The sequence below is a fragment of the Caproiciproducens sp. genome, from assembly GCF_053840905.1.
In genome coordinates, this window is record NZ_JBNLXQ010000009.1 from 55,110 (window position 1) to 77,210 (window position 22,101).

Here is a 22,101-nt window from a genome sequence, read left to right on the forward strand (position 1 = left end):
ATCTTAATACAATATTAATATGCGAAAAACGACAAAACGCGGCAAGTATCGCGACGGAGAATCCGCCCTCCCGCCGAGCATGCTTTTGCCGTGTTCTGTGCAGCCGGGATCAGGATGTCCAAGCCGGTCACTGTTTTCCGAAAACTTCGCTCTGCTTCTGCATATTTTCAATTACCACGTCATAAATCGTGCCGAACTGTGAAAGGTATTTCATTACCTCCCACGGTTCGTTCGTGTGAAAGTGTATCCGGAGCAGCTCCTCGTCGCCGACGACCAACAGGCTGTCGCCGGGCGGCGTTTGTTCCAGATGCTCTCTGATCTCATCGGCAGGGATTCCCTCCCCTTCCACCAGCATTTGCGTGTCAAAAACAAATTCTATTTTTTCCATATATGACCCTCCTTATATATTAGGATATTATCCCGTCTTTCTTCGGGTGAAAGCGGGCCTTCCGCATCCGCCCCGAATCAATTTCCAGCCTCCGGCCGCCGCTTAACGAAAAGGGGTCGTATTCCGGCGCTTCTGTTTTTTAACGGCGTTCCAGTTCTGTGCCGTAACGCCGATATGACCGACGCCCAGAACGGCAGCGGCAGCGCCCAGCCAGACCGCCCGCGCATAAACGGACAAAAAGAACACCGCGGCCACCGGCAAAACAGCCAGCGGCAAAGGGATTCCTAAAAACGGCCTGTAAAAATCCACGGACACATGCTTACCGGTAAAATACCTTCCCCAGCACATCAGATAGACAAGCATGAGAAAACCGGCGGCACCCAGCCAAATCGTCCAGAAATCGATTTTCCGTATATTGAGGTCATCAAAAATCAATATCAGCGTGGTGGTCAGGACCTGCCCCGCCCTTTCGAAAACCAGCAGTATTCTGTTTTCTTTTATTTCCCGAAAGTCCACCGGCAGGTTTAACCCATAAAAAATATTGGGAATAAACAGGCAGCATAAAAAAATCAATCCGATATAAGAAAATCCCAATCCTCCCAAGCTGTTTCCTCCCTGTCGTGATATTCATACCGGTCCCGTATGCGCTGAGAAACCTTTCCTCGCTTTTCCATTGTCTAATCGAGCCGCTGTATGGACTGCCGGCCGATAGAAGCAGGAATCATAATCTTCGATTTTATTATAATCGATCAACAGATCGTGTTCAACTCCTTTTTAGCCGTCATGATCGATCCCAATACATTAATAAGCACAAAAACGGTTTCCTATTCTGAATTGCTCAATTTATGTGATCGGCGTAAGCCGAAGGAAGGCACCCGCCATTCAGGGAGTATGGCAGCATGTTTTCAATGAACGGTTCCCGAAACGCATAAAAAGTCCGAATGGAAAAAAGAAGGCCCTCCCAGCCGGAAACAGCTGAGAGGGCCGCCAGTGTGAATTGAGCTAATTATTGTATGATAGGTCCATGCACAAACCTATTCCCCCTATTATAAAAGCCCAATTTTAATTATATTATAGCAAAATATTTAATAATTTTCAAGAATAATTTTTAAAAAATTGGGGACAGCCGATAAATCATCCAACTTTCTGCCGAAAGGCCCGCATAATTTAACCCGCTGATCACAAACTATTTATGAGGTGATTTTAATGGCTCAAGGTTTACAGGATCTTTTGGCATCGAATAAGGATATCAGTCAGTATTTCTTATCGCTGCCGACCAACGTGCAAAACGCAGTCACCGGCAGCGGAGAGGAAATCTGCTCACTGGAGGACCTTCTTCGCCTCATTCAGTCAATATCCGGAACCTGCTGAATAGGATGCGGAAATAAATCCCCTGTCTGCCAACGACGGCCGTCAGGGGATTGTTCTGTAATTGCAGGATGACAGAGAGAAAAAATTCAGGCAACGGGATATGCCGAAAATATTCACTCTTTACATTCCTGTTCAACATATTGACAAGCCATGTTTGAAAATCATAGTATGTAACAACTCAGATCGAAAGGTGGAACCAAAGATGTGTTGGCTGATACCATTTCTGATTTTAGCGGGATGTGGCTGCAGGCGCGGCTGTTGCCGCCGCAGATGTAAATAACGGATCGTGGCACTCGCTGACAGCGGGTGCCATATTCCATAAAAAGCGGCTTGAAAGGTCACTTCTGAACGCAAAAGTAATCTGCCTCCGAATTTCCGCATATGATTCTGTGAGGTGAGAATATGAGTGACAATGCCAGCGGCGCCTATCTGTCCGCCAGAGTCGACGAACCATACCCGGTTGTAACTGTTACTGAAAAAAATCGCAGATACGCGTCGATCATTTCAGACGGATATGCGGGGGAAGGGTCCGAAACGACCGCCATCGCCCAATATGGGGTACATCGCCTGTATTTAAAGGATTTTCCAAATGCGTATGAGGCCTACGGGGCGATCATACAGGTAGAAATGATTCATTGGAGACTGCTGGGCAATCTCGTATTCCAATTGGGAACCGCCCCGCTGCTCCGATCATGCTTATCCGGAAGATACTGGAACGGGAGTTTTCCCGCGTACCGCAATGCCTTTGCACAGATTATTCAGTCCGACATCGAAGGGGAAAAAGACGCCATTGCGCATTATCAAAGAATGATTCGGCAGATCGGAGACACCCAAATCCAGAATTTATTCAAACGGATCATTCTCGATGAAGAAAGGCACATTGAAATACTGACCGCAATAAACCATTTCTAACGGTTCCATTCGGCTCCGGCTCTACGGCAGGAGCCGTTTTTTGTTCGTTCCGCGGTTTCCGCAGTATCCGGCGTTCATTTCGTTTTTGGTTCCTTTCTCACTTTGTCGAGATATTCCTCCGGGTTTCTTCCGGCATCCTTCGCGGCCGCGAACAGCGCTTCGCGCAGCTCTTCTTTCGTCCAATCCTCATACGGCACATATTTGTGCAGGATAATATTTTCTTCGTCATCCGTATAAAACTCGATCGGATCTCCGTCACCGATTCCGTTGATTGCGCGAAGCTCTTTTGGAACGACGATACGCCCCGTGTTATCAATTTTGCGGACAATTCCTGTTGCCCTCATAGATTTTTCCTCCCTTAAATTTCCCTATCCCATGGAAAACGGAAATCCCTGATTTTCCGCCATGGCCTTTTTATCATTATAGTATAGCAAACAATACACGGGTTCTGCTATTTAAAATCCAATCTGCCGGGTAAGACGGCTCTTTATATTTTTTTCCCGCCGAAGTCTGTGGGGCATTACATACCAAAAAAAGGAAAGCACCCCCCGAAGGTGCTTTCCTTTTTATATGTCCTTTGCTTTATTGACGCGTATTCAAATCAAAGCAGAAATATTCCTCATCTGTACCCGTTAAACAAACAAATCTTCATACCGAATTTCAAGCACTGTTTTCAACGCTTTTATCTCGTCCGGATATAGATGACGCTGTCCTACTTCAATTTTTGCCAAAGCACTTCTGGTAATATCACAACCGATAACCTGCAGTTGGGCAGATAACTGTTCCTGTGTTAAGCCTTTTAACTGCCGGATAGTGCTAAGATTTTTTCCAACTGCTTTACTATACTGATAATTCATTCCCAATACCTCACTGCACTTGTTCAGGTGCAACTATGTATTGATTTTACCGGTTATTTATGGTATTATTGCACTAATATAGTGCAATAGGAGAATCTTTATGCCAGATTACAAAGAAATGTATTTAAAAATGTTACGGACTTCCGAACAGGCTGTCAACATCCTGATTACGGCACAACGAGAATGCGAGGAGCTTTATATATCCTCTCCACGGCCGGAGTTCGAAGTAATTCCGCCGCCATCAGAAAGCAATCAAGGTGTGGGGTCGGATATAAAAAACGGCGGCTGATTGGCTTATTTCAGTACCTGATTATTTTGAAAAAAATCTTTCCAGGGGTCATTGCCGCAGATCCTCTGAAGCGCGTCCTCCATACTGACGCCGTCGGGGGCGACTGTTTCCAGTTCATCCCAGGCGATCGGCATGGATACTTTGGCCCCTTTTCTCGCTCTTATGGAATAGGGTGAAACACTGGTGGCGCCTCTGCCGTTTCGGATCCAGTCGATAAAGATTTTATTTTTCCGTTTTTCCTTCCGGATATTGCTGGTGTAACGGTCGGGCCACTTCTGTTCCATCACTTCGGCAACGCGTTTTGCAAAATCGTGGAACACATCCCACGAGACAACGGGTTTAAAAGGGACGACCACATGGTACCCTTTGCCGCCGCTGGTCTTCAGATACGCGTTGAGCGAGAGCTCGGCAAGAATGCTTTTGATATCTTTTACTCCCCGTCGGACCGTGCCGAGGTCCATTCCCTCGTCCGGATCAAGATCGAATACCATTACGTCGGGATTTTCAAGCCTGTCCACACAACTCCCCCAGGTATGGAATTCCAGCGTGCCCATCTGTGCTTCGGATATCAGTCCGGATACGTTCTCAATATAAAAATAATCTTCCGTTTCCCCGTCGTTGGTGGGAATCGATACGGAAACGACCCCTTTACTGTCCGAACCGGGATGCTTTTTAAAAAAACAGCTCTGCGATATTCCCTTGGGACAGCGCACGATGCTTAAAATTCTGCGGGATACATAGGGCAGCATGCGCGCCGCCGCTTTTTCATAATACCGGATCACATCCGCCTTGCTTATTTCAGGATCGTGAAACATGATCTTGTCCGGGTGGGTGATTTTGACGCCTTCTATGATCAGGTCATTGTCAGCTGCCTGCATGGGTTTCTCCACATTTTCGGCGGACGCCTGAGGCTGTGCCTCATCATCCGCTTCCTCCTTTTTGATATCCTTTGGGTTTTTATCGGTCCTCAGGCCCTTGAAGCTCGCCTGCCGCAGCAGATTTTCTTCGGTCCACTGCGCGAACTTGATTTCCGCAGCCAAGCGGGGTTCAAGCCAGATAATTTTTTCGTGAGCTCTCTCCTGGGGCGCCCGGCTGAAAGGAGCCGAATCTCTTTTCAGACTCTTGAACCGATTCTCAAGCTCTGCCGCGCTGCTGGCGCTCAGACCCGTTCCGGCCCGCCCGGCATAGACCAGTTCTTTTCCTTCATAAACACCAAGGAGCAGCGAACTCACTCCGCTTGTCTTTTTATCGGACAGGGTATATCCTCCAATGACGAATTCCTGCCTTTTCTCACATTTCAGCTTGATCCAGTCACCGTTTCTGGTCCCGCTGTATACGGAGCCGGCCTTTTTGCCTACAATCCCTTCCAGATGTGCCTGACTGGCGGCCGCGAAGCTTTCCTTTCCATTTCCTTTGATATACCGGCAATAATAGAGATTTTTCGGTGAATTCTTCATAAGAGTTCCAAGCGCTTCTTTTCTGTCAATCAGGCGCTGTCCCCTTAGGTCCGCTCCATCCAGGGCCAGAAGGTCAAAGACGATATAGACGCAGTTTTTCCCTTTCGGAGCTTTCATATAGTTTTGCAGGGCCTGAAAATCCGTCCTGCCGTGGGCGTCCGTGACCGCCATTTCACCGTCCAGAACCATTGCCCTTCCGGCGGCCAGATCGATAAGGGAATTGGCGACTTCCGGAAACCGGTCCGTATAATCGTTGCCGCTGCGGGTTTGCAGCCGAACATTGTTGCCTTCCACAAACGCCAGAATCCTGTAGCCGTCGTACTTTACCTCGTAAAGCCAATCCTCGCCTTCGGGAACCGTGCTGGCAAGTCTGGCAAGCTGTACATCCGCCTTTTCAAAAGGATTATGGGTGAATTTTTCGCCCTCGCCTTTTTCAATTTCCTCCAGGGTGCGCCCGGTCCGGATGCTTGTGTTAAACCCGGAAATTCCATCGCCGGTTTTGCTGTAATCATCTCTTTCTTTGAGCAGAAGCCAATTGCTCCGGGTCTCGTCTGCTTTTGCTTTCATTCGGATCAAAGCCCATTTTCCCTTCAGTCTTTTGCCTTTCAGGACAAACTTAAGCGCACCCGTACGGAGTCCTTCCACTGCGTCCGTCTGGGGTTCCCAGAAGCCTTCATCCCAGAGCATTACGACTCCTCCGCCGTATTCGCCCTTGGGAATCAGCCCCTCAAAATTTCTGTATTCCAGCGGATGGTCTTCCACCTGTACGGCAAGCCTCTTATCACGGGTATCATAGGAAGGTCCCTTGGGTACCGCCCAGCTTAAAAGTACCCCGTCCCATTCGAGGCGGAAATCGAAATGATCCCTGCGGGCAATGTGATGCTGAACAACAAATTTCAGGCGTTCTTCGGGATTTCCCGATTCGCCCTCCGGTTCTTCGGTTTTTTCAAAATTTCTTTTGCGATTGTATTCTTCCAGTTTTGCAGTCATTAATATGCACCCTTTTGACGAACAGCTTTATTCCGGAGTCTGAGCTTTCCGTTATTATCCGCCGGTTCCCGATATTTATTCTATTGAGAAATCATACGAGCCGATTTTCAATTATTTGCGGTACTTTGGTTATACTAAATCCGGAGGTGACAGTTTTATGCCCGTAGCACATCATTCCGTTATTTCATTTGGACTTGTGGCGATTCCTGTGGCTATGTATACGGCCACTCAGGATAACGATATTCATTTTAATCAGCTGCACAAGGAAGACCAGAGCCGTGTACGGTATAAAAAGACCTGTGCTCATTGCGGAAAAGAACTGAAAACTGAAGATATCATCAAAGGCTATGAGTACGATAAGGACCAGTATGTCGTCGTATCGGATGAAGAAATAGAAAAAATCAAGACTGAAAAGGAAAAATCGATCCAGATCCTGCATTTCGCGCAATTAAACCAGATTTCGCCGGTTTATTACGATAAGACGTATCAGGTGATCCCGGATAAGGGCGGAGAAAAAGCCTTTGAACTTCTGAGGTCCGCTCTGATGAAGGAGCAGAAGATTGCAATAGGCAAGACCGTGATGGGAACAAAGGATACTCTGATGGCAATCATCCCGCGTGAAAACGGGGTTTTGATTTCAACCATGTTTTATCAGGATGACATTAAGGATCTGCAGAAGTCTTACGATATTCCGCAGCCAAACGAACAGGAATTAAAAATGGCTCAGGCGCTGATCGACACAATGGATACGCCCTTTGATCCGTCTCAATATAAAGATGAGTACCAGGGAAGGCTCAAAGAGCTGATTGAAGCAAAAATCGCCGGAAAAGACGTTGTCGCTGCCAGCCCCGAGGAGCAAACCGGAAAAGTGATCGATTTGATGGATGCGCTGAAAGCCAGCATCGAAAAGCAGAATGAGGATAAAACAAAGAACGAGCCGACAAAAAAGAAGGCAAGTAAAACAAAAGGCGCGTAAAGCAGCGAATTTCTGCCCGCGTTTCGCGGGTCCCTGCTTTTTTCTATTTGTAAATCTAAAAATTCTGCTGCTCCCGACTTGCGTCGGAATCCGCTCAACCCTTCAACGAAAAAAGACACCCTTCACGGGGTATCTCTTTTCGTTGTGTCATTCGGTCAAAATAGATGCAGCTTCCAACGCGGGCGTAACACAAAAACGCCCTCACTGATGTAGGAGCGCGATGTGCGTGCAGGCTCAGCCTGCTGGTGGAGATGACGAGAGTCGGGCGGTACAATTTCTGCCCGCATTCCGCGAGTCCCTACCTTTTTCTGTTTGTAAATTCAAAAGTTCTGCTGCTCCCGACTTGCGCCGGAGTTCGCTGTGGGCACCCCCTTCAACGAAAAAAAACACCCCCTCACGGGGGTGCCTTTTTTCATTGGCAAAGGCTGATAATTTTGATACAGGGTGCATTTGCACATGGGAAAAGTTCTGCGCGGGTATCAATCGTTCTGCGGCGGTATAAAACGTCAGCGGTGGTTTAGGCATCGTCAGCGCAGATTTTCATCAAGTATGGAGAGCTAGAAAGAGTACAAAACTTGATATCTCTGTGCAGTCATCATTTAGATTATGCCCTATAATATTCTTTTTCCGCTTGTTGTATCGTGTAGTTCTCGAACGCCGCATTTACGGCTTCGAGAAGGTTTCTACTTTCTTGCTTGGTGTACCCAAGATTTTTACACGCTAAAAGTACGTATCCGCAGCAGGCGGCATTTGACCATGTGTCACTGCCAAGCAATTCCGATAGCGTATTTGCCGCTTGTCCCTCTTGCATACTTACATCTCCTTTAGTTCGGGATGATATAAGTATACTCAACATTTTGGTTAATTATTCCAGCATTGCTTCCTGTTCTAACCGCACACAGCGCTCCAGCATATAGGCAAGGCACTCCGAACAATCTTTCAGTTCAGCCCTTGCCGTCAATTCACGTAATTTTTGCGAATACTCAGGCGAGAATGATGTTGTGAACGCCTCAAATGTAATTAATTCCTGCTTGTTCATTCGGTAAGGCTGTATGCTGGAGTTTATTTCACGGCGAAGTCTCGCAAGCATACTGAACCCCCCGTAATCAATATCGCCCCAATGATACCACGGAGTCTGTGCAGCCGCGGTTGCAACGACGCGCAAAAGCTTTTTCTTGGAAGGACTGTATTGTCCTCCGTGATAGATAACAAACTCATCAGGCTTACGGTGCTTACTGATGTAATCAAAGTAATTCGCTTTATTTTCAATGGATAAAATGCAGCGCACTCCCTTTGAAAGAGTAATCTGCGCCGCCGCTACGTCTTGTCCATAAACAGTGCTACCGCTGCTCAAATTTGAGAAGTCAAGGCAATTCCCATCAGGAAAGTTAAGAGAAATTGGCCCGCAGAACTCAAATTGCTCCGGGTATTTTGCGATACCAATTTGATTCAATAGCTGTTCATCTGTTGCTTGGTCATCGTAGTCCAAATACTTTTTCAGAATGCGTAGCAACCGCGTCTCGACAACTCGTTCAAAATGCTTACTATCCCCAAAGCAGCGAACAGAGAACACTCGTTTCAGTAGCTCGTTGTCCTCGTTGGCATCTATGTATCGCAATGCCTGCAGCAGTGATTTCCGCTCCTGTGCATTCTCGGGAACTAATGCATAGAGCTTCCGCTTTTGTTGGATATACTCACAGGCATCCTGTAAATAGTCTTTCATCCATTGCAATCCAATGCAATCTATGCACTCCGTCAATTCAACTTCAATGTTAGAGAGAAAATCACTTTGCGGCTGTCTGTGTATAAAGCGATAGGCTTGCTGCAATTCCCCCATATTCAGCCAGACTTTTGACATGATATGGTTTTCTTCGCCCTTCATCCATTCAAAACAGACGAGTCCTTTTTGCGCCAATCCCTGTATACATTCATTGACGCTAATTCTCTGCTCACTGTTTTCAATGTTGTACTCCGAAAACTCGCATTTCCCGTTCTCATACAACTTCAGCAGAATCCTTTTTGTCGGTACAGCACCCGTGCGGAAAAAGCTGCTGCGCTCATATTTGTCCAGAAGTGCGGCAATGAGCTTTCGCCCTATTGTATCATTCATTTTCAATCCACTCCGATTTTCTGGGGTCAAACGCCTTGACACATGTATGCTTTCCTTCTCTTAGCACACAGAGATTCCGGTCTACTAATGTGCCAATGTCACCGACCTTTTCGGTAGGCGCAGAGAGAATGACCTGGAAATGAAACTGTCGCAAAAGCTGTATGCTGCGAATAATTCGCTCTCCATCCATCTTGGAAAAAGCTTCGTCAAATATGATAAGGCGTGCCGTGTTTTGCGTTTTATCCCGTCCGGTACGGTATAACTGAGCGAAGGATGCCAGCACTGCAACATAGAACGGTGTCTGCGTTTCACCACCGGATTTCTTCCCCATTGTCTTAGAAAGGCGCTGGGATTCGCCATCTCGATTCACAGATTCCAAATCAAATGTGAGATAGGTTTTAAAGTCAGTGAACATTTGAACGCGCTTGTCATAATCGCTTTTTCCCTGGCCTTTTCCGGCGTCATCCTCGTTGGTAATGATTGCAAAGAGTTCGGCAATTTCGTCCTTATATTTCAGATTAAACTGCTCTGAAAAAAGGTTATAACCGCCCTCCATTTTCATCGGATCAACAAGCATATCATAATAACGCTTATATTCTGGTCTGGGAATGATTTTGAAACGGAAGCTTTCCTCACCAAAAAAGCTGCCCTTAATTGCCGCGTTGAGTCCATTGATCTGCGTATCTGCATCTCTGATATTGTTTTCCAGGCGGCTCAAAAAATCCTCACGAAATTCCTCAAATGCCTTTTTACGCGTATCCTCAATGCGGGTTAAATACTCCGGCAGCTTATTTTCTGAGAGTTCCAACCATGCATCGTCATAAGCATCATTTGCCTCCGCCTTTGTATCGTACCCCATAATGTATTTACGATTGTAATCCTGCCGCAATTCAACTAAATTGCTCCACGAGGAATTTTTGGTGTTTGTTGAGCGAGCTAGTTCACGCGGAAATGCTCTGTAGATATCTTCCGAACTTCCTCTTGATGAAAGTTCACGCTGATAACGCAAACCGCCTGTACTTACAACCCATTCGGAATCATACTTTTGAGCAATGCACTGTAGCGATGTCTCAATTTCGTCTTCAAGTTTTGGTATGGTTTCCTCTTGACATACCCGCAGACGTTCTTCCAAGGTCCCTTGCTCTTTATTCTGCGTTCTCAAGTCTGCTTCAAGACTCTTAATACTGATATCCAATTGGGCAAGATGATTTCTGAGTACATCAATGGAGCTTTTGTCAATAGCTTCCAGGCTGGTGCGCAATCTCATAACATCTTGTTCTAATACAGGAATGGTTTGCTTCTCTTTTGCGTATGCCACTGCCTGCTGGATATCGCTTTCGCCGGGAATAGAAAGTTTACTGCACAAATCAATACCGGCTTTTGCTGTAGCGCAGGCAGAAATTTGACTGGTGAGCATAGTAAGCTCAAGTTTTACAGCATCAAGTCGCCTGCGAATTGCGCTCTGTCCAATGGCGGGTTTTGCCCAGCGTTCCGGGTTCATAGCTCTGACAACATAGTTTTGATACAACATTCCATCATCGGTGACCGCTGTATTAAAACGGCGCAAATCATTCACCGTTTCACATTTATGTACCCAACCCAGAGTGAAATTCAAAAATACCCTTACATCCGCATCGGTGGTTTGTATCTCCTCGGCAAGACTGCCCGGGTCAATAGACGGGTTTTTACGACGCAGTTTTTCGATATCAACAAGGCCGGTACCATATAGTTTTCGATCATGTTTCATTGCGTCAAAAACACGTAAAGCATCTCTGAAATACTGGTCAGGAACGATAATATAATATTTCTGTGTATTTAAATAGCCTTCAATGACATCGCGCCAACGGTCATTTTCTATCTCGGCCGCTTCTGCAACGATGGTTACCTTTACCTCGTGCTTCGCAAGAGTGCGCAATCGGGACGCAATTGCAGCTTTCAAATCTAAGGCATCTTGCGGGAATTGGTAGATTCCGCTTTCCAAGGATCTTTGTTCCTGCTGCAAAGTCCCTCGCTGGGTGGCCAACTGGTGCTGTTCGTCTACGATACGCGAGCCAAGCTCGATTGTATGGGCGTTGAGCGTCCGCACAAGGGATGATAATTCTTGCAGCCCGTTTTCTCCAACAGAAAGGACGGACTGATCATTCATATTTTTCAAGCATTCCACTTGCTTCAAGAAATAAGCGCTTTCTTCGCAAATATCACGAATCCGTGAATCAAGCAGTGCATCCAAAATGCCTGCTTCAAGAGATGTTAGCTTCTCAGACATGCCGGTTACACATCGATTCCAACTAGAAACATATTGTGTCAATCGGGCAATTGATTTCTCGAAGTCCGTGATAATACCCTTGATTTCAGCCTCTTTTGCAGTAATTTCAGATTCCAGCAGTTCAATTGCTTGTGCCGCTTCGTCGTTAATCAGCCTCGCATGCAACTGATTGCGTTCATTCTGCATCTGCGAGAGGCGACTGCTCTGAGCTGCAATGCTTAATTCCATATCTTGAAGTTTGGAGAGCAGCTCCTCCGCATTTTTCTGTGCTTTTTCCCGTTCGGCTACTTTCATTTCCTGCTGTGCCTGATCAATTAGAAAAGAATAGAGCTGCTCATCCTGCTTTGCACGTAAAAAAGCGGTGTGCTCTGCCATAATTTTTTCTAATTGCTCAATTTTTATATGTAAGACGTTCGCTTCTTCTTCTAAACGTTTATAGCTGCGAATGTTTTCCTGCATTTGACTGATATCGACCGTTTGCTGTGTATCGCAAACAAACTCTGATATGAAATCCTGAATATCAACGTTGGGATTAAAAGAAACCGCTTTTTTCAGTAAAGAGCCAAAGCGATCACGCAAACCGCCCAGTTTACCGTATAAGGCCGTGCGAAATTCACGCCCTACATCGGTGGTCTTATGGCTCGGGTATTTTTCCTTCAAGAATTCTCGTAGCTTTCGAATCTCCCATGGAATTTTATTTTCCACAAATTCGTTTTGTGGAAATCCGCCATCGTACAAGAAAAACAACTTTTGCATATCGTTCTCGGAATAAACGTCAAAGCAGCATCCACCAGTAAAATACCTGTTCTTTTCCTCGTCAAAAAACTCCAGCGCGATATAGCTGGTAAATCTACCGTTTCGCAAGTACTTAAAGCCGGAGTCCTCGTCATCCCCCAATTCGCCCTTGAGATAGCCCATTAAAGAACGATTGCCTTTTCCGCTGGCAGCTTTATTGAAATAACTTCCACTGGTATCGCCCAAGAGCACAAGCTGCATCGCATCAATAATTGTGGACTTCCCGGAGGCATTTTTTCCAGTGAGAAAGTTCAGCGTCTCAAAGGATACTGTCTCATGGGTAAAGTAATGCCAATGTATCAGAAGGAGCCTGGTTAGTTTTTTCATATGGACTCCTCCATTTCGTCATCATCCTGCGTCCCGTTATTTTTCATTTCTTCCAGTTCTGTCATCATATCGTTGATCCCCTGATTGGATACCATTGATAAGATAGAAGGTAAAATAAGAAGCTGATTTCCCTCGTTGCTCCATGTACTGTCCATTTTTTGCAAGATATTATAGTGGGCCAAGGTTCGCTGAGCGTCTAAGCGCTCTTTCTGGCTGGTTTTTCCCTTTTCCAAAAGCCCCAGCATTCGCATCTTTTCCACGACGGTTTGCGTATCCGTTCGCACTGTATGAAATTGTCCAGATTCCTCTCTATGCTCCTCGTAGATTAGACGACAAGTATAAAGAAAAAGCGTAGTAAATCGGTCTACGCGCAAGCGATTATGGTCATATATGTTAATGAGGGATATGACACCGTAGTTGTCCTCTTTTTCAAGCTTCCAGCCTGAGATAGAAAAGTATTCCTGCATCACAGAAAAAAACCTTGAAACCATCGTATAATCGCTGCTTGGCATTGTCATCTGCTGTCCGCTCTGGTACTCATAGCGGACAAGATAAGTATGTGACAGGAGATAGTTGCTCAGACGCCGGAACTCGCCCTTTTCATAAGAAGACAGCTTTTCATATTCTTCATTCCACATGGTGCAACTCCTCCTTTTTGCGAATCTTCATGTGCGGAATGCGATAGCCATTTCTTTCCGTTGTTCCATCGGCAAGTTCGACTGTATAGTTTACCTCCGGATCGTTGGATCGCAAGACGGCTAACAGCAGTAAAATAAAATCCGAATCGTCATCAATTGTAATATTTTCACTGGTAATTTCACTGTCCCCATGCGCAAATAGTCTGTCCACATAAGCACAGACTCTGGAAAGCGGATATCCGTTTTTTATCTGTTCCATAATACCGCTTATCAAATCATCAGACAGCTCCTCTGAGGGATCTACCTCCAAAGGTGTGGTATCAATTCGTCGGCTTCTTACATTTTTATGATACAGGGATTTCCCGTCAAAAAATTCCTGACGGTTGACATTTATATTTTGCTCCATCATAGCACCTATAGCTTCCTGCTGCGTTGCGTCACTTGTGGCATAGGCTTTCAGAAGCTGCGCCAGCTTTCCCTTAATGGTTTGGTCAGCTGTCATCAGGTATCGAATTTTCTCAATGGAACTTTTAGTGTAGGTACTATGTTTGCGATCTATTTCTGTGATAATGCCACCCACTGACTGATAAGCATCCAGCACATAGTTAATTGCTGTAACAATATCCCCTTGTGCCTCCTCGGGATGTTCATATTTTCTTACGGTCATGGCCCGATCGCACATGGTTTGCATCAGAGTAGCATTGCCCAGAACATCCATCAGGAGATTTTGAATTGGAACCATATACCGATGGATAGAGTCCATGGTTTTGATTGGGTAATAAATTCGGTCAGACATTTTCTTGTAGCTTTCAAAATGGTTCTGAAGCAAATCGTTGATATCACTTTGGTTCTCAATCCCCCTTAGGTAGCTGCGAATTCCGTGATAGAGGCTTCGAAGCTGGTATTGCAATTGTTCCGTATTTGATTTTGCAGAGAGCACAGCCTCGTACATCTGATCCATATGATCTGATTTGGCTTGCTTTAGAGCGGAATATGTAGCAAAGACAAGAGAGTTGTATTCTTGTGTTTCTCCGTTACCCAATTCACCCAGAAGCTTCATTACCGGAATCGCATAGGGTTGTGGAGTGATAATTTCGATAAAAGAACCATCTAAAAATTCTTTTTCCACCCATCCGGTTTTAATAAAACGACCTAGTATCAGTCTGGCTTTCCCACTATAGGTCAAATTTCCCTCTGGGATTTCATCGTCTTCCTCTGGCGTAAATTCATTATCTTCCTGTAAAGAAATAAGCGCAGAAATATAATCATCTACCTTTATATTTAACTCAAATTGAAACATCTGGTTCAAAAGCAGCAGCGCTTCTACATAGATCTCTCGATTCGTGGACACTAAAACTGAGAAAAAGTTGCTGGGCAACACATCAAAAACAGCCATTTTTTCATCTCTTTTCTTTGCCGGGTTTAGTATAACGCAACCCCGTTCACATGCAAATTTGCACTTTTGTAAACGAGAAGTTTATACTTTATCATAAATGCTACTCCCGTTGCGCGGTATAATTATTACAAATACCTTTGGGGGGAGAATCAGATATAGACGATAACTATTCCTTCCGTGTATTCTTTCCAAAGACCATCAATGCTCTCTGAAAGCTCATCCCATTCTCCGTCAATTATGCCCATAACATACTTGTCACGTAGGTCAGGTTTTTCGATTAACGCCCATTTTAGCTGCTTAACGGAATATCTCGCAAAAGAGAGCCATTGCGGATAGTTTATGTTCAATGGGTTCTTTGTGAATGCGACCTTACCAGCGTTTATTGCCGTGCTTGCAGAATGTGCAATAAACAACATTGTGCCGAGCTTCGGTTTCTTTACATGGTCAATGCCCACGGGAATTGCTTCGCCGAACGAGTAGCCATCGTTTAGCCGCTTGGCAAAATAAGAGACTCTTACCACAACCTCGGTAATCATTACTGGAATCGACATTGAGCAGAAGTGCCTGAAATCATATCCCTGATAGAACATGCTCTTAACCAGTTCAGAAATCGTCTCGTTATCGCCGACTTTTCCAAACTGCAGCTTATTGAATAGAGCCATAAACGGTACCGGCAAACCCATTCCACCATTTTTTGCGCTTGACGAGCCGTTCACGTCAGACAGCATGTGAAGAAAAACAATAGCGATTGCCTGAAACAAATTCTGAGCTCTTCGATCGCTAAACCCATCAGCAAATTGTATGAGAAACTTCCCGTTGAAATCGAGTGTCGTTACTGTTCCTCGTAGCATGTCAAGGACACCAAAAATGAAGCCGAGAATAGGGTCGTGTCCTAATGCGACGTCGTGATGAAAAACCGGGCTCAATCCATCGACAATCTCCTCGACTATCACATTGCCTTTGTTATCATAGTTCAATGCGTCATACGGAACTTTGGCGAGGTCTTCCAATTTTTTAATCCTGCCAGCGGGTAGAGCTTTATCAAGTAGCTTGTCTACAAATTCTGTCATTGACCCCGGCACCATCCGACCGCTTGCATCTTTTGCAAAGCCGCCCAAAAGGCAGTCAATCGCTCCACTGAGGACACCAGCAACAGCGGGGATTATCACATCGATTGCGTCGAGTTTATGGACTGCGTCAAATTCAGCATTTAGCTGGCGAATGTACTCGGCGTTTGCCGCGAGTTCGGCTTTTGTGAATATGTCCTCGAATCCAACCTCATCAGGATACTTTTTATTGGCTTCTTGGAACAGGTCGTCGAATGAGCGAACAACAACGGTATCAGGCTTTTGAATTTCTGTTTTGACTACTATATGGCTCGATTCGGCTCCGCGTCCAATAGATCGAAGCAAAGCCTCGCTTTCGGCTATGCTTGTATCGAGAGTTTCTTTGGTCTCTGTAAGCGAGGGCGTATCTTGAGCATAGTCAATTTCGTTTTTGATGACTTTTAATATGTCCTTTTCGCCTTCGGTAAGAGGGTGCTTTGGCATTATGCCACCTCCGTGCCTAAATCAGCCTGCAAGTCTTTAATTGCCTGCTGCAACAAGATGTTTAGGCTATTGAGATAATCTGCCCGTTCCTTAGTAGTATCAACCTCATTTTTTAGTGTCTCGACGATGGCGTGATGTTTTTCAACGGCAGCTTTAAGTAGCCGTTCTTTTTCTTGCCGTAACTGCTTTCGCTTGATTGCAGCGGCAATACCGACACCCCCTGCTGCAAGAACGGCAATAGGGGTCGCCAATACGAACACACCCGCGACCATGCCACCACCAGCAACCGCACCGGCAGCAGCAAGCCCTGATGTAATTCCCGCCGCGCTTAATCCAACGGTGCCAAGGCCGTATAAGGCCGCAAATGAGACAACACCACCAATACCGGCGCCTAACGCCCCAGCAAGCACATCTGGGATGGCGCTATTCGCTATGGTTCTGTTTTTAACCTTGACGGCTTCACCAGCTTCATTTACTACATTCACGACCGACTGCAACGCATCAAGCGACTTAAAATTCTTTATGTTGGACATTTTTCTCCTCAATTCCATAAACTTATCATTTATGCAGGTATAAATCGCTATCGAAGATATCTTCACTTATCAGCTATAGACTAATGTAGATTCATCATCAAGTAATAATGCTGCTGTTGGCCGGCTGCAAAAAATATGGTTTTGAACACGCTTCTGATCTGGCTTGGCTGAGTTGCAGAAATATCAAAGTACAAGCCGTCGTTAAATCCACGCGCGCCGATGTTTAGCACCGCAATCATAGCAGACGCCAGATTATAATCTGTTTTATCAACCGAGCCGTCTGGAAGCGTGGTCTCAAAGTCCGTCTGATGCTTATCCAGTAGGTCTGTCCGAAGGCTCCCGCTGGAATAGCCACATATCTGCAGGAAGTAATACTCCAAGATACGCCGCGTTACATTCATCAAGGACAGGGAGTCCTGTGCCGTACGGAACTCTGCCCAAAGAGCATCATAGGTGTTTTTTACTGGCGAATAATTGACCTTGCCGCCGCCTACACAGTCATCCGGGTGGGTACATGAAGTAACGACGGATTTATTACCCTCCAATTTCTTAAGCTCGTAAATATTGACGCATTCATTCTCCGCAATACGGTTATAAGATATTTCTTTGAAGAAATACGGGTTGTGCGTGAGACAGAATATCTGCTTTATATGGTCATGTTTATTTTCCTGATCTGTCATCTTATAGTTGTTATAGCAGATGGCGATCAAATCGCGCACAAGAGAGGCAACCGTAAACATACTCCCACTGTCCATACTGGATACCGGGTCGTCAATGACTACGATCTTATTTGTAGTTCTACCGTCGTCGGACTGGCTGCCAATAACCATGTGGTAGAAGTAAAGGAATGCGATAAAGTTCCGTTCGCCTTCGCTGAGTCCTTTGGCAACTTTCTCATCGTCTTCCCGAATTAACTCATAAACATATTGAGCACCGGGCTTTTCACGGAGCCGGAAGCCCTGAAAACCGGCGGCCTTTAGTAGCGCGTTAATGCTGTCTTTGGCGGCGGTCGTATTCACGGTTTGCTGGTTCAAGCGGCCAATGTCTCGCTGAAGATCTTCTGCATCTGTTTTCGCCTGATCTAATTGTTGCGTCAGCGTAGCCAGGTCTGCTTCATGCCGGCTTTTTTCGCTTTTATGAACAGCTATTTCGGACTTGCACATAAAAGCCATAAGCTTCCAGACCTGCTTTATGCAGTCCTGCTGTTTACTCTCCCGGGCGTTAAGAACAGCATTGTGCTCTTTTATTTTTGTGTTGATCTGTTCGATTATAGCATTGATCTCATGAAGAATATCCGTCAAATCCAGCAAGGCAATAGTCTGTGCCGGGTTATCGGTCTTCTGCTTAAGAAGCGAAACGTTGTTCTGCGCTCTCTCCATGAACAGGTCGAATTTTGCCTTGTATTCTGGAAGCAAATCGCAGATAAAAGGATTTTTGCTGTTTTCGGTAAGAAGCAGGTATACAGCATTCATCGCAGTTTTGTACGTCGCCACGAACTGCTCAAACTCGGATATGCTTTTCTTATACTGTTCATCGAAACAGGAGGCAAGGTCATCCTCAAAAGTAGCAGGCAAGTCTTGCTGGCAATACGGACATTTCTTACCCGCTTCATGCTGATAGGCCTTATGGCCTTGACTAAGCCAGCCAGAGGCGTTCAGCGCATGGACGAACTTTGCAAATGCGGTGTCGCTGCTTCCGACAATTGATTCCTGCAGCAGAGGTGATGTTGGAATTGTTGAAGCATCAACAGGCTTATACTCTGTATATTTTGTATCCTCCGCGCCATAAGCTACGGTGTACAACTGTGTGAGCGCCGCTTTGTCGATGTCCACGGGCGAGTAGCCTTCCAGGTGCGCGACAAATTTTTTCTTGTCTCTTGTAAAACCCGCTTGCGTTTCCTTGTATTTATTTCTGGTTGCATCGGTCAAGTCCCAGATGCTTTTCTCATATGCGGTATCAACCTTCTTCTGCTTTTCCTGATCTGAGATGACGGTCTCGCCGGCGGATTTGATTTTCGTGCGAAGGTCCCTTAAGGCAGAGGTTTTCTTATCGACCTCGGCTTTAATGGTCGCGTTCTGCTGGGTGATGGTGAATACACCCGGAATATTGCCGTAGCTTTGAATGTTGTTTATTATGAATTCCTCATTGTATACCAACAGATCATAGTCGGTAGGAACCACGCCGGGAACCCATTCAGTCGTAGCGGGCAGACCAATGTTTTTGGCAATGGTGGATTTGCCGGTTCCGTTATTGCCGAAGAAGAAATTTATTAAAGTCGGCTCAAACGATTCACCAGAAAACGTGTTGTCATTCAGCGTGATTTTTTGAATTGCGGTTTTGATTCTATCCATTATGTGAGGCTCCTTTCGCGCGGCGGTATTGAGCAGAGTATGTTGTAACACTATTCGACAGTAACACCCAATTTGGACAAAGCATCCAGCAGATTACAGTTCTTAATTGCCCAGTGTTCCTCGTCAAGCTCATTACGGAGGGACGAGGACGCCATGTTAAGGATTCTAATATTTCTGTTCAAGAGCTGCTGTGGGATTCCCTGAAAACCTGAGAAGCATATTTTGATCGTTTCACGTTGTACCCGTATGTCTCTTATTCGCCCGATCAGCGCCGGGTGGCTGTCCTCAGTATATCCATAGTACATATTCCGCTTTGCAAAAATACATGGCATATTTGTCAGTTCTTCAACTGCGTCTGGTGTAAGTACGTTGTACCGTTCTTTATATCCCGGAGGGGTATAATTCTGCAGAGCCCTATTCTTTGCAATGGAGAAAGCACCGTTATTGTAATCTTCGTTTTCCAAGACAAACAAGCAATAATTTGACGTACTCAGGGACGCCCACTCAATGGCGTTGCTAACCTTTTGCTGCGCTGGCTGCATGGAAAACATCGCTGCCAGACTTGCTATCGTTTCTGGGGTAATGCCGTTGAAGTTGAAGTTTAGTGTTCCTGTATTGGAGCCAACTTGGATGCCGGGACCTTGGTTAATGAAAGCCTGAGCAGCATTCGGAAATGACATGGCCGCCGGCTGTGCGACTACCGGTAATTTTTCATCTCTGTCTGTCATATGCCGTGCTCACCCCCACATTTGAATACCGGCGTCTTGTAAAACTTGTAATAGGTTGATATTCTTTGTCGTCCAGTGAGTCCTGAATGATTCAAAGCCTCGGTTTGTACCGAGCTCGTAGGAATTATCCAGAAGCACCTTTACGGGTATCGGATAATATCGCTGAAAATGGACCAGCACGCCGTTCTGCTGTTTCCTTATGTCTGTAACAAAGGCAAACACGACGCTTTTATCGCTCCCGGAGCCCTTGCTGAATTCTTCAACGATGATCGACGGAAGCATTTTTATTTCGGAAATCGCAGCATCATCCAGAGCCGCAAAACGGCTGCGAACATCATCTGTTATGTATTCAGATAACGCGCGATCATTTGGTACAAGAAAATGGTCGCCGCTGAACGGTTCAAACCCTACAAATAGATTATAGAAATCCGAGCTGACAGAATGCTGTTGACCAGCGGTGCCGACCAGAATCAAATTCAAAGTAGGCGCAAAGGTGTCAGCATGACCGACCTGAACACCTCTATCATAGTTGTTATAGGTTGTTGTTCCCGGAGACAGCAGACCGTTGCTATCATTGGAATTTTGAAGCTTGTCCGCCATATCCGCACCTTCACTTCATATTTATCGTCAGATTTCCCGAAACAGTGTCGATCTGTACACCGTTTCCGTAGTTGTTCATAATGGTTTGTTTAACCGTCTTTGGCTCTGACTTACTATCATCTTCAGACGGCTTTTCTCCATTGGCCCCCACGGAGTCGTCCTCAACCACATCCGCGTCGACCAGCGGTATATCTTCATTTTCATCCGTTGCAACATCACAATACTCAAGATGTATCGATCGGGTGCTGTGTTCACCAATCGCAGCGATATATGATCTTTCGGCTCCTCCTTGTGATGGACACCACTCGTTATAGGTATCCGCGCCAATGCGGTTATCGTCGATACCGGTGATGACGTAGTGCCAGATGCCCAACAAGAATGGCTGTACGCAGATTGTCGCCGCATGAATGATCTGGTCTTTTGTCATCGTGGAACCGTCTTCGCAAACATAAAAACTCTGCCCGGGATCGATATTTTCATCCTGCGCTATCACCTCGACGAGTGCCTTAATCAGGTACTCGTCTTTTTTTGTGCTTGTATGTACATCGAGAAAATCATCAACGCAGTGCGTCATTTCCGCGAGAGGAATTTGGTAAGCCCGTTTCACTCTGTCGTCAAATGATTTTCTGACACCGGCATCGCGAAGCGGATAAACCGGCCGCCCCAATTGATACACGCCTTAAAGTCCCGCGTGTTGTCTTTAATAGTCCTCGTTTCAGTGTCCATAGGTTTTGGCAAATCCGGGGTGACCACTTTTGCCAAAGCTAGAAGCAATTCCGGTTCGGTAGTTCCGCTGCGCTTCCCATCATAGCATTCTGCTTTACTGAGAGCCGGCTTTCTGGCATCGGCGAGCAATACGAAGAAGGTACCGCCGCACAGCCTGTAGTATTCGTTTTTCTCCATATTGGCTCCTCTTTTCAAAATACCTACTAAAGCGACAAAAGCGACTAAAACGCCTACGTGAAAGGCGACAAGAGCTACTTCTCAATGACTCCTGTGAGGAAATCACAGGAGCCTTTTTCTTCCTGTGATCTCCCCAACAAAATCGCAGGAGGAAAAAATCATGCAAATCAATGACAATCCGCAGCAAACCAAAGAGTACGTTATCTACATCCCCAGCACCAAGCAACGCATCCCCGTCACCAAGGCCGTTTACGACGCCTACTATCAGCCAATCTGGAGCACCTTCAGGAAGGCTCATCGTCACGACTGTTGTTCCTGCGCCGGAAACAAGTGGTGGCTTTGCGAAGGCGACTGTTCGTCTTGCAGGTTTCACGTTGCTGGCGACAGCCTCTCGCTCGACTACGAGCAGGAGATATTGGGTGATATCCACCCAGATGAATCAGCCGACCTCGACTCTATCGTGATCGACCGCATCATCTTTGAGCAGCTTCTGAAACGCCTGGACGAGTTGCTTCCAGATGGACGCCGCATCGGGGAACTCCGCCTTGTAGGTTATACCGACAGCGCCATTGCAGATATCATCGACGTCCCGCGCACAACCTTCCTTTACCGGATCAAGAAAGCCGAAGCCCAGCTCCGTGAGGAATACGGTGATACCTTCTAA

General features: G+C 46.0%; 22 protein-coding genes. 5 read left to right on the plus strand and 17 right to left on the minus strand.

Features of this window, described 5'->3' with window-relative positions:
* Positions 1 to 127 precede the first annotated feature (127 nt).
* Positions 128 to 388: a kinase to dihydroxyacetone kinase gene (locus ACQGQ5_RS10580; protein ID WP_455736469.1), complete on the minus strand. Its 261-nt coding sequence runs from the start codon at positions 386 to 388 to the stop codon at positions 128 to 130.
* 102 nt (positions 389 to 490) lie between these two features.
* Positions 491 to 991: a hypothetical protein gene (locus tag ACQGQ5_RS10585; RefSeq protein ID WP_455736470.1), complete on the minus strand. Its 501-nt coding sequence runs from the start codon at positions 989 to 991 to the stop codon at positions 491 to 493.
* A 603-nt stretch (positions 992 to 1,594) separates the two neighbouring features.
* On the opposite strand from ACQGQ5_RS10585, the gene ACQGQ5_RS10590 reads away from it, so the two are divergent.
* Positions 1,595 to 1,759, plus strand: a complete 165-nt coding sequence (locus tag ACQGQ5_RS10590) for a hypothetical protein (protein WP_455736471.1) — start codon at positions 1,595 to 1,597, stop codon at positions 1,757 to 1,759.
* Positions 1,760 to 2,161: 402 nt separating this feature from the next.
* Positions 2,162 to 2,671: a ferritin family protein gene (locus ACQGQ5_RS10595; RefSeq protein WP_455736472.1), complete on the plus strand. Its 510-nt coding sequence runs from the start codon at positions 2,162 to 2,164 to the stop codon at positions 2,669 to 2,671.
* A 74-nt stretch (positions 2,672 to 2,745) separates the two neighbouring features.
* Here the strand turns inward: ACQGQ5_RS10595 and ACQGQ5_RS10600 are convergent, their stop codons facing one another.
* Both ACQGQ5_RS10600 and ACQGQ5_RS10605 read right to left on the minus strand, forming a co-directional pair.
* On the minus strand, positions 2,746 to 3,015 hold the full coding sequence (locus ACQGQ5_RS10600) for an AbrB/MazE/SpoVT family DNA-binding domain-containing protein (RefSeq protein ID WP_455736473.1): 270 nt from the start codon (positions 3,013 to 3,015) through the stop codon (positions 2,746 to 2,748).
* A 288-nt stretch (positions 3,016 to 3,303) separates the two neighbouring features.
* Positions 3,304 to 3,528: a helix-turn-helix domain-containing protein gene (locus tag ACQGQ5_RS10605; protein WP_141827849.1), complete on the minus strand. Its 225-nt coding sequence runs from the start codon at positions 3,526 to 3,528 to the stop codon at positions 3,304 to 3,306.
* A 100-nt stretch (positions 3,529 to 3,628) separates the two neighbouring features.
* Here ACQGQ5_RS10605 and ACQGQ5_RS10610 point away from each other — a divergent pair, with 100 nt between their 5' ends.
* Positions 3,629 to 3,817 carry a hypothetical protein gene (locus ACQGQ5_RS10610; RefSeq protein WP_455736474.1) on the plus strand — a complete coding sequence of 63 codons (189 nt, stop codon included), beginning with the start codon at positions 3,629 to 3,631 and terminating at the stop codon, positions 3,815 to 3,817.
* Positions 3,818 to 3,822: 5 nt separating this feature from the next.
* Here ACQGQ5_RS10610 and ligD read toward each other — a convergent pair whose 3' ends face one another.
* Complete coding sequence (ligD, locus tag ACQGQ5_RS10615) at positions 3,823 to 6,264, minus strand: DNA ligase D (protein ID WP_455736475.1); 2,442 nt, start codon at positions 6,262 to 6,264, stop codon at positions 3,823 to 3,825.
* A gap of 157 nt (positions 6,265 to 6,421) precedes the next feature.
* Between ligD and ku the strand changes: the two genes are divergently transcribed.
* A complete protein-coding gene (ku, locus tag ACQGQ5_RS10620; protein WP_455736476.1) occupies positions 6,422 to 7,240 on the plus strand; it encodes a non-homologous end joining protein Ku in 819 nt (272 codons plus the stop codon).
* Positions 7,241 to 7,844: 604 nt separating this feature from the next.
* Here ku and ACQGQ5_RS10625 read toward each other — a convergent pair.
* From ACQGQ5_RS10625 to ACQGQ5_RS10680, 12 genes are all read right to left on the minus strand, one after another.
* Complete coding sequence (locus ACQGQ5_RS10625) at positions 7,845 to 8,051, minus strand: hypothetical protein (protein ID WP_455736477.1); 207 nt, start codon at positions 8,049 to 8,051, stop codon at positions 7,845 to 7,847.
* A 54-nt stretch (positions 8,052 to 8,105) separates the two neighbouring features.
* The gene (locus tag ACQGQ5_RS10630) at positions 8,106 to 9,122 is read right to left on the minus strand and encodes a Wadjet anti-phage system protein JetD domain-containing protein (protein ID WP_455736478.1); all 1,017 of its coding nucleotides are present in this window, start codon (positions 9,120 to 9,122) and stop codon (positions 8,106 to 8,108) included.
* A gap of 220 nt (positions 9,123 to 9,342) precedes the next feature.
* A complete protein-coding gene (locus ACQGQ5_RS10635; protein WP_455736479.1) occupies positions 9,343 to 12,738 on the minus strand; it encodes an ATP-binding protein in 3,396 nt (1,131 codons plus the stop codon).
* Positions 12,735 to 13,376: a DUF4194 domain-containing protein gene (locus ACQGQ5_RS10640; protein ID WP_455736480.1), complete on the minus strand. Its 642-nt coding sequence runs from the start codon at positions 13,374 to 13,376 to the stop codon at positions 12,735 to 12,737. The genes ACQGQ5_RS10635 and ACQGQ5_RS10640 overlap by 4 nt, the downstream gene beginning before the upstream one ends.
* Entirely contained in the window at positions 13,366 to 14,772 is a 1,407-nt protein-coding gene (locus ACQGQ5_RS10645) for a Wadjet anti-phage system protein JetA family protein (protein WP_455736481.1), read from the minus strand. Before ACQGQ5_RS10645 ends, ACQGQ5_RS10640 begins: the two co-directional genes overlap by 11 nt.
* A gap of 149 nt (positions 14,773 to 14,921) precedes the next feature.
* Positions 14,922 to 16,322, minus strand: coding sequence for a hypothetical protein (locus ACQGQ5_RS10650; RefSeq protein ID WP_455736482.1), 1,401 nt, complete (start codon positions 16,320 to 16,322; stop codon positions 14,922 to 14,924).
* Entirely contained in the window at positions 16,322 to 16,855 is a 534-nt protein-coding gene (locus ACQGQ5_RS10655; protein ID WP_455736483.1) for a hypothetical protein, read from the minus strand. Before ACQGQ5_RS10655 ends, ACQGQ5_RS10650 begins: the two co-directional genes overlap by 1 nt.
* Before the next feature lie 80 nt (positions 16,856 to 16,935).
* Positions 16,936 to 19,206, minus strand: a complete 2,271-nt coding sequence (locus ACQGQ5_RS10660) for an AAA family ATPase (RefSeq protein WP_455736484.1) — start codon at positions 19,204 to 19,206, stop codon at positions 16,936 to 16,938.
* A gap of 50 nt (positions 19,207 to 19,256) precedes the next feature.
* Positions 19,257 to 19,934 carry a hypothetical protein gene (locus ACQGQ5_RS10665; protein ID WP_455736485.1) on the minus strand — a complete coding sequence of 226 codons (678 nt, stop codon included), beginning with the start codon at positions 19,932 to 19,934 and terminating at the stop codon, positions 19,257 to 19,259.
* Positions 19,935 to 19,943: 9 nt separating this feature from the next.
* Entirely contained in the window at positions 19,944 to 20,534 is a 591-nt protein-coding gene (locus tag ACQGQ5_RS10670) for a hypothetical protein (RefSeq protein WP_455736486.1), read from the minus strand.
* Between the two features lie 10 nt (positions 20,535 to 20,544).
* Positions 20,545 to 21,201, minus strand: coding sequence for a hypothetical protein (locus ACQGQ5_RS10675; protein ID WP_455736487.1), 657 nt, complete (start codon positions 21,199 to 21,201; stop codon positions 20,545 to 20,547).
* A complete protein-coding gene (locus ACQGQ5_RS10680) occupies positions 21,138 to 21,437 on the minus strand; it encodes a hypothetical protein (protein WP_455736488.1) in 300 nt (99 codons plus the stop codon). Before ACQGQ5_RS10680 ends, ACQGQ5_RS10675 begins: the two co-directional genes overlap by 64 nt.
* A gap of 160 nt (positions 21,438 to 21,597) precedes the next feature.
* On the opposite strand from ACQGQ5_RS10680, the gene ACQGQ5_RS10685 reads away from it, so the two are divergent.
* Positions 21,598 to 22,101, plus strand: a complete 504-nt coding sequence (locus ACQGQ5_RS10685; protein ID WP_455736489.1) for an RNA polymerase sigma factor — start codon at positions 21,598 to 21,600, stop codon at positions 22,099 to 22,101.